This window comes from Vibrio owensii CAIM 1854 = LMG 25443, assembly GCF_000817815.1.
In the GTDB taxonomy this organism is placed as follows: Bacteria; Pseudomonadota; Gammaproteobacteria; order Enterobacterales; family Vibrionaceae; genus Vibrio; species Vibrio owensii.
On record NZ_JPRD01000066.1, the window covers coordinates 44,968 to 61,178 of the forward strand.

Genomic DNA, 16,211 nt, shown 5'->3' on the forward strand with positions numbered 1-16,211 from the left:
TCTCTATCACTTAACTTGGTAATTGACGGTAATGACGCCCGTCTCTTCCGTTGGTTTTATTTGGTAGCGCACTTCACTGTCCGCTAACTGCATTTTTTGACGTAGGTAATTACGGCCACCGTGTTCACGTACGACTTCTACATGTAGGGTGTAATTGCCCTGTTCGAGTCGTTGACCATCATCACTAGTGCCATCCCAAACAAATCGGTATTGGCCCGCAGGTCGAGTGGCTGACGTTACAGCATCGACCAATTCGCGATCGTAACGACCTACTTTGCGCCACCAGCTGCGAAGATCTTTTAACCACTCATCTTTACCTACCCAAAGCTGAATGGTTTTGACTGGCTTACGCTTTTCATCTTCGATCCATACTGCGACATAGGGCCTTGCATACATCGAGGTATCAATCTTTGGTAACTCAAACTCAAAGTCGACTTTGGCATTATCTGGAAAAGGAGCGGCCATAAGCGGCAAAGGAGATAAAGCCGCGATCAGTGCGGCTTTACTAAACGGGTGACGGCGAAAAATTCGGCCCATGTTTAACATTGGTTTTTTCTCTGAATAGGCTGTTATGGCACAGCGAAAAAATAAATAACGAGTGATAACGCAGTGCCAAAACTCATCCACTGCATTGATGTTCTAAAAGTCTTTTTCTTTGGAAGCAGCAAACACACACCGGTCAGCACAAAAAACACCATTAGAAGGGCTGTTATGTCGATAAACCATTTCCACGTATCACCACTGTTGCGACCTTTATGTAGGTCGTTTAGTAGCGCAACCATGCCGTAGTTAGTGGTTTCAACTTCAGCTTCACCCGTCGTCATATCGACGAAAACGGTGGCGTTGTAGCCTGGGCCTTTGAAATCTAAAGAGAGTTCACCAATCATCAATTCACCATCCTCAACCTCGGTATACACATCGAGTGCTGATGGTGTGCCTCGTAGGTCTGTTTCTTGTGTTAAGAAACTCAACAGGGCAGATCGATTGGGTTGGAAGCTTGCTTCATTCGCCAATAATTGCTCGGAAGGAACTGTGAGTGTGTGTTGCTGAATGATGGGTTCACTGCGCTCAAACAGTTCTGGACGGTTCAACGTAATACCAGTTAACGCAAAAAACAGCGTCACCAATAAAAGAGCCATAGAAATATAAATGTGCAGACGGCGTGCCCAAGTCTGGACGCCTTTGCTTTTGAGCAACATAGAAAACAATCATCACCAGTAAATGAGGGAGTAATTTAGGTGATAATCATTCGTATTGGCATTTAATTTACATTGTTTACGTTTGGTCAAAAAGCATTGCTCCCGTCGATACTGACAGGAGCAAATGGGAGGAGGCGTTATCGAGCGAGAATGGGATAAGTAAAGAAAACCAAGTGACAGAAATTAAACGCGAAGTGAGCGAGCACAGCGCACCATAAACGGCCAGTAAAATGGAAGACCAAACCGTACCCAGCCCCAGCAAGCGCGGCAAATACCATTAATAGTGGACCACCAGCAAAATGAGCCAAGCCAAACAAAAGACTCGCTACTACCAAGCCTACTCGCCAATCAAAGCGGCGGGACAGCGACTGCTGTATAAATCCACGAAATAGTGCTTCTTCTGCCACACAAGTCAGCACTAAGTTATTCAAAGCAAATAACCACCACCAAGGTGGCAAACTCAATTCCGGTTTTATAGCACCAAACGCTGACGCAATAGGCAACAATAGGAGTAAAGGAATCATCACTAGCAATGCTGGTTTGACTCGTACCTTTGACTCTCCACCTAGCAAAATAGGATAAGCCAGTAAGAGTGCAAAGAAGGCAAGCGGCTTGTCTAAGTTAAGGTACATAGAGAATGGAGCGCTTAACGGCCCCGCAGATACCTTGTCGAGCACTTGCAGATTATTGAATCCTGGGATCAGATGAACAAACAACAAGGCACACCAAACAATCACGACTCCCCACCCCAAATAGAAAATGGGTTTCGTTTTTGGCTGCGCTTTTAGCCTTGAAACGAGGCTTGGAAGTCGGTATGACACGCCAAGCACAAACAAAGAGCTGACCAAGGCGATAAGCTCAAGACGGCCAAGAATAAAGCCACTAACCAAGGTGATGCCAAGCAATACGAGTGCGACTCCAGTATGGCTGAGAAAAGCCGCTGCTATCGCCAAAATTAACGGGCACCATAGCCAGATGTCAGAATCGAGAATCATTTTATTATCCTTATAAACAAAAGCTGACGTTCCAGTCTTATCGCTGGATAGCGGTAATATAACGTTATGATATTTAAAAAGAGATCGAACCAGACTCAATATTTACAAACAAAAAGACCCGAGATATAACCCGGGTCTTTCGAACATTAATACATGGTCTATTGTCACATGGACTTAGCTGTTCTGGCTCGCTTTCGCTTTACGCAACTGAGATAGGTATTTCACCCAACTCTCAGCTTGAGTTGAAGGCTCAATCTCATTGGCGCGTTTTGCGTTGGCAAGAGCGTCTTCAATGCGTTTCAGCTTGTAATAGGCACGAGTCTTAACCAATGCCACATCCGCTTTGCGACCCGAGACTTTATCCAAGGCGATCAGAGCATCTTTGTAGTGCCCTTCTTGGACAAGCAACTGAGACAAGTTCCAATAGTATTGGCGATCCAGCTTCGCGGCTACGCGCCAACTCGCTATCGACCTATCCCATTCTTTCGCCATTTGCCAGTACGTAGCTTGCTGCGCTTTAAGCTTGCTGTCTGAGTTAACTTCATTTAACTCACCCAACACTTTTGCTGCACGCTCTGGAATACCGCGCTTACCATACAGCTGAGCAAGAAGTTTGAGGTCATCTTGGTTCAACTCTACGCCTTTCAGCTTGGCAAGAGCCAAAGCATCAAGAGCACGCTTATCATCATCCACACGTAGATACAGAGCAACAAGCTGACGCCACCATTCCACACGCTCTGGCTCGATCGCAATCAAACGTTTGATCGTGCCAATCGCAGGCTGCCACTTTTTCAGCTCTAGCTCTGCAGATAGCTTGATGGACAGTGGTGCCATTTCGTCTGGCTGGCCATATTTCTCGTAACGAGTCATTGCAGAGAGAACTTTATTCCACTGACTTAACTGGTAATGAGACTGTGCAATACGCAGCCAAATTTCATGCGCCTTTTGGCTCTCAGGAACGGATTTACTCAAGTCGTAATAATGTGGCAAAGCTTTAGAGAACTGCTGTTCATTGAGCAACATATCAGCCAACATTTTGCGCGTTTGCCAAGCTTGCTCATCTTCCAGAAGACCACTGTTTACCGCAATCTCTAGCTGTTTAATTGCAGGCTTAACTTGCTCATTCTGCCAGTAGAAAATACCCAGCATTCGCGCCACAAACGCTTGATCGTAACCACGAGATAAATCGAGGCCTTCAAGAGTTGAAATGGCTTCTTGCAGCTTTTCTTCTTGCGCTAGGTTATGAGCGCGTTGAACACGAGTCGCCGTGTATTGACTCAGTTCATTCGCGACGGTGGTAAAAGCACTTAGGCTTAATACCGCACCGATTAAGAATTGCTTCATCATTTGGCTAACTTGAACTCCACTTTAGCGGTTTGTCCGAACTGCTCAATTGAGACACCATCTTCAACTTTCGGTTGATATTTCCATTTCTTCAGCGCTCGAATCGCTTCTTTTTCGAAGATACGTTTTGGCTTAGCGCCAATCACTTCAATGTCTTTAGGGCGGCCTGTCGCGTCAATGGTAAAACGCATCACTACGTAACCTTCCATTTTACGTTTCAGTGCTTTACTTGGATAACGAGGATCAACGCGGTACAAAGGCAATGCTTGCTGGTTACCCATCGTGCCTTTTAAGTTAGGTGCACTGATCGCAATGCCATCCAGAGCAGTGTTCAAACCCAATGCGCTGATTGGCGTCACTTGGCTCATCGGCTCTACTTGGGTTTCCGCTTGAGACAAATCCATCGGTTCTGGTGCTTTTGGTGGTTCTGGCTGTTCAGGAACAGAACGTTGACGACGTTGAACATCAGCATCATTCTCGACCATCACCATGTCAAAGCGCACCGCCTCTGATGGTTGAGGTGCGCGTTGATTGCCTTTGTCGACCATCCACGCCATAAAGCTAAACAAGCTCACCGCAATCAAAATTGACGCTGGTAGCGCGAGTAGTAGCCTGCCCATTAAGGTTTCTCCGCTGCCAATGCGATGTTCTTCACACCAGCACCTTTCGCCGCATCCATCACCTTCACAACCGTTCCGTTGTATGCATGTTCATCCGCTTGAATGACAAGTGATGCCTCTGGTTGCTCAAGTAACAAGTGCTCAATGGTCGCTTCTACACGTTCGATATCCACCAAACGCTTATCGATGTACACATCGTTCGCTGCTGTCACCGCAATAAAAATGCCGGCGTCTTTTTGGCTAACCACATTCGATGCTTGTGGTCGGTTAACTTCTACACCTGACTCACGTACAAATGAACTGGTCACAATGAAGAAGATCAGCATGATGAACACGATATCCAGCATCGATGTTAGATCGATTTGCGCTTCATCTTGTTGATTATTTCTACGTCCGAGTCTCACTTCTGACTCCTTAAAGATTGTTCTAACTGGAGGGCTTTACGCTCACACACTTTGCTCAAACGTGCATGGACAAACATGCCTGCAAGTGCCGCAACCATGCCAGCCATAGTTGGCAGTGTTGCAAGTGAAATGCCTGAAGCCATCAATTTTGGATTGCTACTGCCTTGTGTGGCCATCACATCAAAAACTGTGATCATGCCAGTCACCGTACCTAGCAAACCTAACATCGGGCAAATCGCCACGAGTACTTTGATGGTTGATAGGTTTTGGCGCAGTTCAATGTGTACTTTTGCAATCCATCCTTCGCGGATTTGATGCGCGTACCAAGAGTGGTGGTCAGGTCTTGCTAGCCACTGCTCACAAAGCTGTTTCTTCACCTTCGGAAACTCCATTGTCAGGTAAAGTACACGCTCCATAACCAGTAACCAACACACCGCTACAACGGCTGCTAGCCACCATAGGATTTGGCCACCTTGCTGCATAAAGCTCATCAAGGTTGAGGCCCAATCCTCGCTGATCAAACCCAATGTGTTGAGTAGGATCTGCTCCATTACGCTGCGTTCTCCGCTGTCGTGTTAGGGTTGTTTTTGCCTTTTGGCATATCGCGCTCAGCTTGTTCCGCAACAAGACCAATGCCTTGCTTTTCAAGAATATTGCGAATGTTCTCTGCTTGAGAGCTCAACACGTTATGAGCAAGAAGCAATGGCATTGCTGCAACAAGCCCAAGAACAGTTGTAACTAGCGCCATAGAGATACCACCTGCCATGACTTTTGGATCACCATTACCAAACTGAGTGATCACTTGGAACGTTTCGATCATGCCTGTTACCGTACCTAATAGACCTAGCATCGGTGCTAGAGCTGCAAGCAGTTTCAGCATCGACAAGCCCTTCTCAAGGTGAGTCTGCTCGTCAACTACCGCTTCTAATAAGCGAAGCTCTAATGCTTCAACGCTACGATGTTTGTCTTTTTGGTACACCGCAAGGATACGACCAAGCGGGTTATCCTCTGGTTGAGTTGGGTTCTTTAATTGTTTAGCGATTTTTTGACGAGCAATCATCAATGACACACCACGAACCAACGCGATGATCAAACCAACCGCTAACAAGCCAAGAATGATCTGACCAACGACACCACCTGCATTCAGGCGATCCGCCATTGTCGGAGAATTTGCCAATTGCTCAAACAAGATGCCGCGTGATGGGTCAATCACGAGAGAATCGATTTCACCCGAGTTCAGCGAGCTTGCTGTTGGTCCATTTTCTGGTTGGCGGAGGTAGCTCACTGCATCGCCGCGTTGGCCATTCCACTTCACGTAACCAGCATCATCCAGTAGCGCCATTGAGCCAAGGCGAATGCCATTGACCGTTTGTTCACGACCTTCACCATCAAGCAGAGTGAATGACACTTTCGCCATCTCACCACTTGCTTTAACTTGTTCTTCCATACTGCGCCACATCGCTTGAAGCTGGGGCAGAGTAGGCAGGGATTTCGCCGCAACGATATCATCGATATTTTGCTGATATGAGTTTGCGTCTACACCAGTAACGGAATGCTTAAGTTCTGCTTCCAGCTCTTTTGCGTTTTGACGAACAACGCCAAATAGCTCACCCAAGCTACCTGTTTCTAAACGTAGCTTTTCTTCTAGTTGCGCCAGTTCAGCTTCGTTTTCACTAAACGTAACACCAAGCGTGTCAGCTTCTGCTTGTAGCGCCGCACGTTCTGCTACAAGCTTATTCTTCATTGCCTGTAGCTCTTGCTGAGTCTTGTTAAAACCAGATTCACGAGCCACATTATGGGATTGCTGTTGGCGATTTTCTTGTTGTGCTTTTTGCAGCAGAGTGTCACTTGCAAACGTCGTATGCGGTAAAAGCGCAGCAGTAGAAATCAACGTAACCGATAGCCATTTCTTCATCATTTATTTGCCCTCCGCTACGTTTAGAGACACTGGCAGAGTTAGCATGCTTGGTGCGATCTGTTTATTTGCCATGGCAAACGCTTTATCGAGTTCAGATTTTTGTTCTGAACCAACGGACTGCCATGCGTTCTGTTGTTGTGACCAGCTCCAGAAATGCTCACCAGATAGGCTACGAGCAACTAGCGACACGCGACCTAAGTAAAGAATATCAGCCTCAACTTGGTCGTTACCTTCCAATGCAATCTTACCTTGGTAGATACCAATCTTAGTGCCGTAGTCCATTTCGATTTGGTACGCTTCTAGAATACGACGGAACTTCTCAGCATCCGCGACATCTGCTCGAGTCATCATGGCATCAAGCTTAGCAATACGCTCCTCACGTTGCGCTTTGCGGATCGGTTTATCATTCGCAACGATAGTCTTTAGACCATCCAGCATGTGATACATAAGCGGTACCACACCTTGACGAGTTTGAGCGATCTGCTCAATTTGCTCATTCAAGCTTGCCACTTCCTCGTTTTGGCTATCAACAAGGTTTGAAAGATGGTCACGATAAATCTTCAAGTTGCTGACTTCTTCATTCAACTGTTCAATTTCAGCTTCTAGCGACAAAGACTTCTCAGCACTTGCATCGATACGCTTCTGGCTTACCGCAGACGCTTGGTTAGTTTTACTCTGCACTGCTTGAGCATCGTTAAGATTTTCCGCTTGAACGGGAATCAAAACCGATGTGATCAACAGAGCGATACTTGATTTCATTAGATTCATACGAGTTATATTTTCTGTTTTCCAAAAACGACTAAAGGGGAAGACTACTCTTCCCCTTTAAAAATCAGTTTGTTATCAGTACTTGAACTGAATTGTCGCCATGTAGTTTCGGCCCTCGCCTATCACTACACCGCTAGCTCCTTCTTGTTTACTGTTGGTGCTACCACCACCTGCTAGGTAGTCAGTATCAAACACGTTTTCAACATTGAAACGAGCCACAATATCTAAGTTCTCATCATACTTGTGTGTGTACGCAACGCCCATATCAATACGTGCATACCCATCTTTCTTAAATGTGTTCGCTGCGTCTCCGTAGCGCTCACCTTCATAAATCAGGCCTAGGTTAACATCAGTGTTGCTCTGCACTTTGTAACGAGACCAAACACTTGCTGAAAACTCTGGAACGTCCGCTGGACGGTTACCTTTGTAATCCGCACTCTCAGTGATTTCTGCATCTAGGTACATTGCAGAAGCCGTTAGCGAAAGTTCCTCAGTCACAAAACCTTGCGCTAGGATTTCCGCACCGCGGTGTACTTGCTCACCATCTTGAGTCTTCTTGTACATCACCTTGTTGTCAGAGTTAACGCCGTCTTCAACATCTAATGCGATATTTTCTAGAGTGATGTCAAACACAGCACCAGAAAGAAGCAGGCGTTCATCGAACAGTTCCCATTTAGTACCCACTTCATAAGAGATACCGCGTTCTGCTTCTAGCTCTTCACCATCGTTTGTATAAGGTTTAGTGCTGCTAGAACTTACTTCTCCCTGTGGCATAAAGCTTTCAGAATATTGAACGTAAATAGAACCGTTACTCGCTGGGTGAAAAATCACACCTAACTTTGGTGACACTTGGCTTTCCGTCAGAGTATCACTACGCTTTTCATCGTAACGAACACCTGCAAGCACTTGCCAGTGATCGTTAATCGTCATCATGTTTTGCGCGTAGATACCCCAAGTATCGTACTCAGATGTAGACTCTTTTACTTTTCCTGAATAGTCAGGGCGAGGAACAGTCTGACCAGGTTCAATTTCTACTGTTGAGTAGTATTCTTGAAAACGGTCATATTTGTAGTCTAAATAGTTAGCTCCAATCAAAAATGTGTTTTCACTACCAAGTAGAGAAAAGTCTGTGGTCACATCTAAATACGCCGTATCAAATACCCAATTATCTGTACGTTCATTTCCAGAATGAATGATCTTGTTATCTTGATCGTATTTACTGAAACTCGGATAAGATTCCACATCAAAACGCTCGAAATCTTGACGGTTATAGCCCGCTTTTACGTTAACGCTGTCCGTCACCTGTGCATTGATGTCGATGCCGTAGTTTTCTACGTCATTGTCGATCTCTGACCATTGTGCATCCCAGATGTACTTATCACCGCGAACGGCTTTGCCATCGACAATGTAAGCACCTGAATCAACGCTACCGTCATCTTTTGTACGGTCATAGTGCGCTGAGACCATGATGTTTTCAGTGATATCGTATTCCACCACCAAACCACCCACTACGCGGTCAGTTTGTGGTTCCGTACCATCACCGTATTTACGCCATGAGCCGTAGCTTTCTTTTGCAAGAATGGCACGAGCACGCAACGTTTGTTCTTCATTCAACGAACCACTGACATCAAGTACAGTTCGTGAATGGTCATCTGAACCTATATCTTGACTCAGGCTCGCGTGAGTTTCTGTTGTTGGTTTCTTCGAAACCATGTTCACAAGACCACCTGGTTCTGACTTACCGTAAAGTAGACCTGATGGACCTTTAAGAACTTCAACACGCTCTAAAAGCTCAATTGGTTGACGGTAGTGTGACCAATGCTGACGACCATCACGTAGGAAGCCATCTGAGCTGCTCAGTTCAAAACCACGTAGCGAGAAACGTTCGCGGTTACGGCTTGTACCGCCCGCACTAACACTCGCGTCATTTTGTAGAACTTCACCTAACGTGCTTGCACGCTGCTCATCGATTACCGCTTCATCAATCACAGCAACTTGTCCTGGAGTTTCCAGTTGCGTCATTTCCATGCGCATTGCTGTTGTATTCGTATCTGCTTTGTAACCGAATTCACGACCTTCTACGACTAGGTGCTCATCCGTATTTTGAACTTCTGCCACTGCTGGTGCCGCTAACACCGCGCCGATCACTAATGCCAATTGGCTCTTAGAAAACATACCCATTCACTCCGATTATTGGGTAGCACATAACTGCTATGTGATTCCCTCTTATTTATTTCGCGAGTGAATATAAGTGATAACTATTCCTATTTGCATTAAATTTACATTCTTTGCATTCGTAAAGTTTTGTAAAGCGCTAAAGGGTCATACTCGCCGATAATCGAGATCCAGATCACATTAAATCAGCACTTTTGACATGGATTTTACTGTCTAAAAAGTAATGTCACTGCAAGCCCACCTTCTGAACGATTACTTGCAACGGCTTTCCCACCCATCATTCGCATGGACTCTTTTACAATGGCCAACCCCAGACCGTAACCACCCAACTTTTTGTCTCGAGAAGCATCCAATCGAGTGAACGGATCAAAAATATCTGTCAGTTTATCTTGTGGGATGCCAGGACCATTGTCGGCTATCGTCACAGCCAAATAGCTGTGCTTGTCCGTTGTTTTGTTTGCTAGAGAAACATCTATCTGAGCTGACTTACCGGCATACTTAATGGCATTGCCAATCAAATTGTTCAAACAACGCACCACTAACGTATCGTCACATTGCGCTTTTGTTCTTGTCGCCTCAGAAACAAATGTGAGGTTTTGCTGTATCTGCAAATCGATTTTGCAGCGCTCGACTTGAGGCGCCAGTAGCACTTCTAAATCGCTGCGTTTTAATTCCGTATCGTAGCGAGCATTCTCTAAACGGCTGAATTCCAAGATTTCACCAATAAGATGGTTCAGCTCATTGGCCTCTTCTTCCATACGCGTCACTAAGGTTTGTTCATTTTCCCCTACTCGCTTACGCAATAGGTGTAACACTAAGTTTTGGCGCGCTAATGGTGTACGTAACTCATGGGAAACATCACGAATCAAGCTACGCTGCTTTTCAGCAAGAGAATGAATCTCTTTTGTCATGTGGTCGAAGTCTTGCGCCAGCTCGTTAAACTCTCGAGTGTTCGACTTAAGCTCATCCACCACACTGACGTTGAAGTCACCATTCGAAAGTCTTTTACTTGCTTCTCTTAAGCGGTCCAATGGTTGCTGTAAGTTCCGTGCCATCAACAAAGAGAACAGCGCCAAAATGACCGCCGCAATCACAACCTTTAATACAGAGAAATAAAGGATGAAATCATGAGCGGGGTGCAAACGATGAGGCAACTGAATCACTAGGCTGTTGTTTCCGACAAGAGGAATATTGAATATCGGACGACTTACTCGGCCTTCCAGTTGTTCGTCCAAACGTCGCTTAAATTTCAACTTGAATTCAAAGTGCGGGTGCATCAAACGGTGTGTAAGAGGACGCAGATTTTCGTCAAGTACAAACAAGTAAAAGTGCTGTGCATTCGCCCAATCGGCCAACTCGTCCATGTCGCCTTCTTCGATCAACACATTAGCTTGATGTGCTAAGTCCAACATTTCAGTCTTTACACTAGCAGGCACCTTTAACATGGCTTTGACTAGGGCTTGTTCAGCAACCGCTTGAACGGCTAAGATGCTAATGACGATAGCCGTCATGTAACTGAAAAGCTGAAATGCGAGGCTGTCTCTTCGTTTCACAAAGTAGGATGGACACACAAATCGCATTAGCCAGTCACAGCCTCTAAGTAGCTATAACCTTTACCACGAAACGTTTTGATGTGCTGTTTGGATAAACCCGCTTCTACCAATTTACGTCGAATATTACTGATGTGCATATCCAGATTTCGATCAAACGGGCTCAGTTCCTTTTTAAGGACTTTTGTTTGTAATTCCGCTTTAGAGATCACGACACCTTGGTTTTTTACGAGGTAACTCAACAGCTCTGCTTCCGTTCCTGTTAAAGGTAGACTGTCTAACTGATCACTAATGCTCTGTACCGTAGAACACATCGCCTGTCTCTGGCGCTCCAAGCCAACCCGGCGAAGAATGGCTTTGATTCTCATCAAGAGTTCCGAGACGTTAAATGGCTTACCAATGTACTGATCCGCACCAGCTTGATAACCGTCTAACATCGAGTTCTCATCATTTAAGGCTGTAAGCATCAAAATGGGGGTAGCAAAGCGTTGGCAAATGCGACGAGCGACTTGCATACCGTTTAGATTCGGTAGCATCACATCGAGAAGTACAAGGTCAACGGGTGTTTTTTCCATATACTGCAATGCGCTTTCTCCGCAATGAACAGAGGAGACGATATAGCCTTCTTCTTGCAATACGGTTTCCAACAATTCACACAAAGGAACGTCATCATCTACGATCAAAACTCGAGACATTGCACACCACCACTTAAATAAAAATGGTTCGCATTCTATTACTCATTTGCAGATTAAACAACCATAGTTTTTAAGGTTTTTGCCCAAAAAACAAGCGTAAAAAAAGCCCACTTTTCAGCAGGCTCTCTCTTGCAATATTCAGTATGTTTTACTCTTTTAAATCAGCACTTTAATCTGGTTACCTTTGCAACATCTTCAACTATTCCCCTCAGGTTGCTGCTGATGGAGTGAAGTGTTTCTAGTTCTTCTTCAGAAAATGGATGGGTAAGCACTGACTCCGCGCCTTTTTTGCCAACGATTGTAGGTAAACTGATCACGACGCCTTCAACGCCATATTGCCCCGACATCATGGTACCGACAGGGAGAACTGAGCGCTCATTAATTTTGATAGCCTGAATGATGCGGAACACACTTGCTGCGATACCATGAACCGTATTTTGCTTACGACGGAAAATCTCATATCCTGCCTGTTTTACCGCTTCAAGCAGTTCGTCGGCATCAATACGCTCTATCTTATTGGCATCACAATAGAAATCTGCTGGTTGGCCCGCGATGGAAATCAAACTCTTAGGCGTGAAACAGTTACTGCCATGCTCTCCGAGAACATAACCAAAGATGTTCTTAGGATCTAAATCGACACGACTTGCCACAATACTCATCAAGCGAGCAGTATCAATTACACAACCACTGCTGATCACTTTGTTGTTCTCAAAGCCAGTATTGGTAGCGATAAAGTGAGCTACGATATCGCATGGGTTGGAGACAACGATAAGCGTAGCATTTGGTGCAACTCGCTCAACTTTACGAGCAATCTCAACACCAATTTTGGCATTGATTTCAGCAATATCGATACGGGTCTGGCCTTGCTTGATTTGCGCACCAGCAGTGATGACGACAATATCCGCTCCTAAAAGATCAAGGTAATCGTCAGTAGGAATGATCTGAGTGTTTTTTGAGAAGGTCAGTGTGCGGTATGTCGAAAATCGAATACCTCACCTTCGGCACGTTCTAAGTTTTGATCCAGTAGAACCAATTCACTCACGCTGCCCATAGTCAGCAGGTAATTACATACCCCAACCCCGACGGCTCCAGCACCAATGACACCGATTTTCATACTTCTCTCCCTGATAATAAAACGAAGCTCTCACTTTGTGTCCACCTTAAAAGCAGGGGGCATGAGAGCACAAAAGTCCTATTGCGTAATTTGACTCAGAATTCCGACCCAAACCAGTATTTCTCTGCTTGATGACGTTTGAATGATGAAAAATTCGTCTTTATATATGCATCAATAGGCGCTGTTTTAGATTCCCTCGTACATTTGCGCTCTATTTTCAGAAAGAAAAAAGAGTACAATTCTGTGTAGTTTCTTATTGAGAATAGACGTATATGACAACGCTATTGATTGGCCACCGAGGTGTGGCAGGTAAGTTCCCTGAAAACACGAAAGTCAGCGTTCAAGCGGCGATCGATTTAGGGTTAAATTGGGTTGAAGTCGACGTACAACCGACCAAAGACAATGTACTAGTAGTTTGCCATGATCACACCGTGAACCGCTGTAGCAACGGTAAAGGTCGAGTTGACCAAATGACATTATCTGAGCTCAAAGCGTTAGATTTTGGTCGTTGGTTCAGCGATGAATTCGCCAATGAATCCATCATGACACTGTCTGAACTCCTAGAGCTTGCTGCAGAAAATGACCTAAACCTTAACATCGAGGTTAAAGTAGATCATCACTCTGCCAATGACGTTGCTCAAATGATGGCTCAAACTCTTCTAGACGGTCCTTTACCTAAAGAACGCATACTTTTATCAAGCTTTAGTCATGACGTCATTAGAGCACTACACAAGCATTGTGAGGGTTATCGACTAGGTGTGCTGAGTGAATTCTTTACTCGAAAAGACCGATTGTTGCTCGAAGAAGTTGATGCCTACAGCTGTAACCTCAATATTAACTGGGTTCGCTCACGCCAAATCAATAAGCTACAACAAGCAGGCTATAAGGTGATGTGTTACACAGTGAACAATCCCAACAAACTAAAACATCTGCCAATCTTGGATGGCATCTTTAGTGACCATCCAAGTCGTTTTATGTAGTAGCTTAGATGTCGATATTGGGAGCTCCATTACCATTCAATAGTAATTGGGGTTCCCATTTTGACTAGCTTGATAAATTCGTCCATTTCTTCGTTAGTAATGGCAATGCAACCGTTAGTCCAATCGAAACTTTGAATAAATTGAGGTGATTGAGTCTCACCATTTTTAAGACCGTGAATTTTGATCTCGCCGCCAGGTGACACACCTCTTCGATGCGCTTCCAAACGATCAATCGCGTCAGGGTAACTAATATGCACAGAGCGATAGAAAGCAGAATCGTTGATCACGTAATCTAACGTGTAATCACCTTCTGGAGTTCTATTGTCACCCTCTTCTTGCTTGTGCCCTTTTGGATTCGCACCCAATGCGATGCGATACTCTTTAACGACCTCGCCATTCTCCATCAGGTACATCCTACGCTTCGACTTATCAACTTTTACCAAGTCGACCGCTGCGTGAGCACCAGACACAAACGTACAACACAAGATCAAAGACAACCATTTTACTGACATCGCCAGAACGCCTAACTCATCCACTTAAGGGGAACACAAAAAAGAGCAACCATGCTAGTCAGATGGTCACACTAAAGCAAACTTAATGTGTGCAAATTTAACTACTCATTACACTAAAATTGGCTTACTTTATAAGGAGATTACTTTACAAATTCAGCACAAATAGAGAGGGTATTATGCTCAACATTGCTTTTTTCAGTGCAAAATCCTATGACGAAGCCTCTTTCAACAAAATCAAAAACAACCGAGACTTCGAATTTCACTATCATGATTTTAGATTAACGTCTAAAACTGCAAAAATGGCACAGGGTTGCGAGGTTGTCTGCGCCTTTGTAAACGATGACTTGTCTGCCCCGGTTCTAAAACAACTTTCCATTGGCGGCACGAAACTGATCGCGATGCGTTGTGCAGGTTTCGACAAGGTCGATTTGGAAGCAGCGAAAGAACTCGGTTTACAAGTTGTCCGCGTTCCTGCTTATTCACCAGAAGCTGTGGCGGAGCACACTGTCGGTATGATGATGTGTCTGAATCGACGCTTGCATAAAGCTTACCAGCGCACTCGTGACGCAAACTTCAACCTAGAAGGTCTAGTCGGCTTTAACTTTTATGGCAAGACTGTTGGTGTCGTAGGGACAGGTAAGATAGGTATCGCCACCATGCGCATCTTTAAAGGGCTGGGGATGGAAGTTCTTTGTTACGACCCATATGAAAACCCTCTTGCGTTGGAGATGGGCGCGCGTTACTGCTCTCTTGAAGAGATCTATGCTAACGCAGATATCATCTCGCTACATTGTCCAATGAGTGAAGAAAACTACCACCTGTTGAATGAGAATGCATTCTCGCAAATGAAAGACGGTGTAATGATCATCAACACTAGCCGCGGCGAACTGCTTGATTCTGTTGCAGCGATTGAGGCGCTAAAACAAGGCAAAATCGGAGCTTTGGGCTTGGATGTGTACGACAATGAAAAAGACCTGTTCTTCCAAGACAAATCCAATGATGTGATTGTCGATGACGTGTTCCGTCGCTTATCTGCATGTCACAACGTACTATTCACTGGACACCAAGCGTTCTTGACTCATGAAGCCCTCAACAACATCGCATCTGTGACCCTAAGTAACGTAGAAGCCTTCTTTAAGGGCACTCCTTCAGGTAATGAGCTGATCAACTAAAATCGGCAGATCGAGCAGTATAGTAGAGCGTAGAATTTCAGCTATGCTATACTCCTCGACCATTAAAAATTTGAGCCCAATTACCATGAGCATAAAAACTGATATTCAAAAGCTGCACAACCGTTTAGATAATTGCCAACGCAAATTGGATGCGGCGCGATCTCGTGGTGATCACGAAATGATTACTAAGTTCACGAATGAAGTTGATGACTTAACGAAGAAGCTGAATCAACTTAAGCACAAGCAAACATACGAGCTAAACAAAGAACGTAAGAGCCTGCTTGATATGCCATTCTCTCGTGAAATCACTAAAGCAGAACAAGCAGATATCGGCAAGCTTAAGAAGCGTGTACGCGGCCTAGTTATCGTTCACCCATTGACAAAAGTGGGTAAAGAATTGCGCCTAGACGTAATGACAGGTTTTGCTCCAAAAGAGTTCTAATAACTCTATTAAGCAACGGATATTGAAAAGCCCAAGCAGCTAGCTTGGGCTTTTTTGTGCCTAAAGTTCATAAAGTTAAGCTTAGGGAAATCACCATTATAGATAATGAGTGACAGTGCAACCTGCTCAGTTTTCAAACTAATAGAAGATATAACATTAGACCACTTTCGAATGCTAAAAACGACGAAAGCCCGCTGATTTTTCAGCGGGCTTTCTATGTAGTGGCCTAGTTCGGAAATGCCTAGCCTAGGGTTGTGACTAACTGGAACTTAATGCAAATCCCGTCTAATTCACAAACGTCAGTGACCCGTCCTGATATAGGT

16 protein-coding genes and 1 pseudogene are annotated in these 16,211 nt (G+C 44.9%); 3 read left to right on the forward strand and 14 right to left on the reverse strand.

Features of this window, described 5'->3' with window-relative positions; genetic code table 11:
• Nucleotides 1-6 precede the first annotated feature (6 nt).
• The 13 genes and pseudogenes from H735_RS26715 to H735_RS26775 form a co-directional block, all read right to left on the reverse strand.
• Nucleotides 7-546: a DUF2271 domain-containing protein gene (locus H735_RS26715; RefSeq protein ID WP_020196813.1), complete on the reverse strand. Its 540-nt coding sequence runs from the start codon at nt 544-546 to the stop codon at nt 7-9.
• 23 nt (nt 547-569) lie between these two features.
• The gene (locus tag H735_RS26720) at nt 570-1,199 is read right to left on the reverse strand and encodes a PepSY-associated TM helix domain-containing protein (RefSeq protein ID WP_020196814.1); all 630 of its coding nucleotides are present in this window, start codon (nt 1,197-1,199) and stop codon (nt 570-572) included.
• 137 nt (nt 1,200-1,336) lie between these two features.
• Nucleotides 1,337-2,194 (reverse strand): CPBP family intramembrane glutamic endopeptidase, encoded by an 858-nt coding sequence (locus H735_RS26725; protein ID WP_020196815.1) that lies wholly within the window; start codon nt 2,192-2,194, stop codon nt 1,337-1,339.
• A 174-nt stretch (nt 2,195-2,368) separates the two neighbouring features.
• A complete protein-coding gene (locus H735_RS26730) occupies nt 2,369-3,541 on the reverse strand; it encodes a tetratricopeptide repeat protein (RefSeq protein ID WP_020196816.1) in 1,173 nt (390 codons plus the stop codon).
• Nucleotides 3,538-4,158: an energy transducer TonB gene (locus H735_RS26735; protein WP_020196817.1), complete on the reverse strand. Its 621-nt coding sequence runs from the start codon at nt 4,156-4,158 to the stop codon at nt 3,538-3,540. The genes H735_RS26730 and H735_RS26735 overlap by 4 nt, the downstream gene beginning before the upstream one ends.
• The gene (locus H735_RS26740) at nt 4,158-4,562 is read right to left on the reverse strand and encodes an ExbD/TolR family protein (RefSeq protein WP_005438299.1); all 405 of its coding nucleotides are present in this window, start codon (nt 4,560-4,562) and stop codon (nt 4,158-4,160) included. Before H735_RS26740 ends, H735_RS26735 begins: the two co-directional genes overlap by 1 nt.
• The gene (locus H735_RS26745; protein ID WP_020196818.1) at nt 4,559-5,113 is read right to left on the reverse strand and encodes a MotA/TolQ/ExbB proton channel family protein; all 555 of its coding nucleotides are present in this window, start codon (nt 5,111-5,113) and stop codon (nt 4,559-4,561) included. Before H735_RS26745 ends, H735_RS26740 begins: the two co-directional genes overlap by 4 nt.
• Complete coding sequence (locus H735_RS26750) at nt 5,113-6,480, reverse strand: MotA/TolQ/ExbB proton channel family protein (RefSeq protein WP_020196819.1); 1,368 nt, start codon at nt 6,478-6,480, stop codon at nt 5,113-5,115. The genes H735_RS26745 and H735_RS26750 overlap by 1 nt, the downstream gene beginning before the upstream one ends.
• Entirely contained in the window at nt 6,481-7,248 is a 768-nt protein-coding gene (locus H735_RS26755) for a DUF3450 domain-containing protein (RefSeq protein WP_027726753.1), read from the reverse strand.
• A 75-nt stretch (nt 7,249-7,323) separates the two neighbouring features.
• Nucleotides 7,324-9,423 (reverse strand): TonB-dependent siderophore receptor, encoded by a 2,100-nt coding sequence (locus tag H735_RS26760; RefSeq protein ID WP_027726754.1) that lies wholly within the window; start codon nt 9,421-9,423, stop codon nt 7,324-7,326.
• 206 nt (nt 9,424-9,629) lie between these two features.
• Complete coding sequence (locus H735_RS26765; protein ID WP_020196822.1) at nt 9,630-11,003, reverse strand: sensor histidine kinase; 1,374 nt, start codon at nt 11,001-11,003, stop codon at nt 9,630-9,632.
• A complete protein-coding gene (locus H735_RS26770) occupies nt 11,003-11,668 on the reverse strand; it encodes a response regulator transcription factor (RefSeq protein WP_005438307.1) in 666 nt (221 codons plus the stop codon). The genes H735_RS26765 and H735_RS26770 overlap by 1 nt, the downstream gene beginning before the upstream one ends.
• A gap of 161 nt (nt 11,669-11,829) precedes the next feature.
• Nucleotides 11,830-12,782, reverse strand: a pseudogene (locus H735_RS26775) (lactate/malate family dehydrogenase).
• 272 nt (nt 12,783-13,054) lie between these two features.
• On the opposite strand from H735_RS26775, the gene H735_RS26780 reads away from it, so the two are divergent.
• The gene (locus H735_RS26780) at nt 13,055-13,762 is read left to right on the forward strand and encodes a glycerophosphodiester phosphodiesterase family protein (RefSeq protein ID WP_020196824.1); all 708 of its coding nucleotides are present in this window, start codon (nt 13,055-13,057) and stop codon (nt 13,760-13,762) included.
• Nucleotides 13,763-13,791: 29 nt separating this feature from the next.
• Here H735_RS26780 and H735_RS26785 read toward each other — a convergent pair whose 3' ends face one another.
• On the reverse strand, nt 13,792-14,274 hold the full coding sequence (locus tag H735_RS26785) for a L,D-transpeptidase family protein (protein WP_020196825.1): 483 nt from the start codon (nt 14,272-14,274) through the stop codon (nt 13,792-13,794).
• 176 nt (nt 14,275-14,450) lie between these two features.
• Between H735_RS26785 and H735_RS26790 the strand changes: the two genes are divergently transcribed.
• Both H735_RS26790 and H735_RS26795 read left to right on the forward strand, forming a co-directional pair.
• On the forward strand, nt 14,451-15,446 hold the full coding sequence (locus H735_RS26790; RefSeq protein ID WP_020196826.1) for a 2-hydroxyacid dehydrogenase: 996 nt from the start codon (nt 14,451-14,453) through the stop codon (nt 15,444-15,446).
• An 85-nt stretch (nt 15,447-15,531) separates the two neighbouring features.
• Nucleotides 15,532-15,888, forward strand: coding sequence for a YibL family ribosome-associated protein (locus H735_RS26795; protein ID WP_005438317.1), 357 nt, complete (start codon nt 15,532-15,534; stop codon nt 15,886-15,888).
• Nucleotides 15,889-16,211: the final 323 nt, after the last annotated feature.

Coding starts and splice junctions, on each gene's coding strand:
- H735_RS26795 (WP_005438317.1), top strand. CDS start 15,532: ATGAGCATAAAAACTGATATTCAAAAGCTGCACAACCGTTTAGATAAT.
- H735_RS26790 (WP_020196826.1), top strand. CDS start 14,451: ATGCTCAACATTGCTTTTTTCAGTGCAAAATCCTATGACGAAGCCTCT.
- H735_RS26735 (WP_020196817.1), bottom strand. CDS start 4,158: ATGGGCAGGCTACTACTCGCGCTACCAGCGTCAATTTTGATTGCGGTG.
- H735_RS26730 (WP_020196816.1), bottom strand. CDS start 3,541: ATGATGAAGCAATTCTTAATCGGTGCGGTATTAAGCCTAAGTGCTTTT.
- H735_RS26780 (WP_020196824.1), top strand. CDS start 13,055: ATGACAACGCTATTGATTGGCCACCGAGGTGTGGCAGGTAAGTTCCCT.
- H735_RS26715 (WP_020196813.1), bottom strand. CDS start 546: ATGTTAAACATGGGCCGAATTTTTCGCCGTCACCCGTTTAGTAAAGCC.
- H735_RS26745 (WP_020196818.1), bottom strand. CDS start 5,113: ATGGAGCAGATCCTACTCAACACATTGGGTTTGATCAGCGAGGATTGG.
- H735_RS26760 (WP_027726754.1), bottom strand. CDS start 9,423: ATGTTTTCTAAGAGCCAATTGGCATTAGTGATCGGCGCGGTGTTAGCG.
- H735_RS26755 (WP_027726753.1), bottom strand. CDS start 7,248: ATGAATCTAATGAAATCAAGTATCGCTCTGTTGATCACATCGGTTTTG.
- H735_RS26785 (WP_020196825.1), bottom strand. CDS start 14,274: ATGTCAGTAAAATGGTTGTCTTTGATCTTGTGTTGTACGTTTGTGTCT.
- H735_RS26720 (WP_020196814.1), bottom strand. CDS start 1,199: ATGTTGCTCAAAAGCAAAGGCGTCCAGACTTGGGCACGCCGTCTGCAC.
- H735_RS26725 (WP_020196815.1), bottom strand. CDS start 2,194: ATGATTCTCGATTCTGACATCTGGCTATGGTGCCCGTTAATTTTGGCG.
- H735_RS26750 (WP_020196819.1), bottom strand. CDS start 6,480: ATGATGAAGAAATGGCTATCGGTTACGTTGATTTCTACTGCTGCGCTT.
- H735_RS26770 (WP_005438307.1), bottom strand. CDS start 11,668: ATGTCTCGAGTTTTGATCGTAGATGATGACGTTCCTTTGTGTGAATTG.
- H735_RS26765 (WP_020196822.1), bottom strand. CDS start 11,003: ATGCGATTTGTGTGTCCATCCTACTTTGTGAAACGAAGAGACAGCCTC.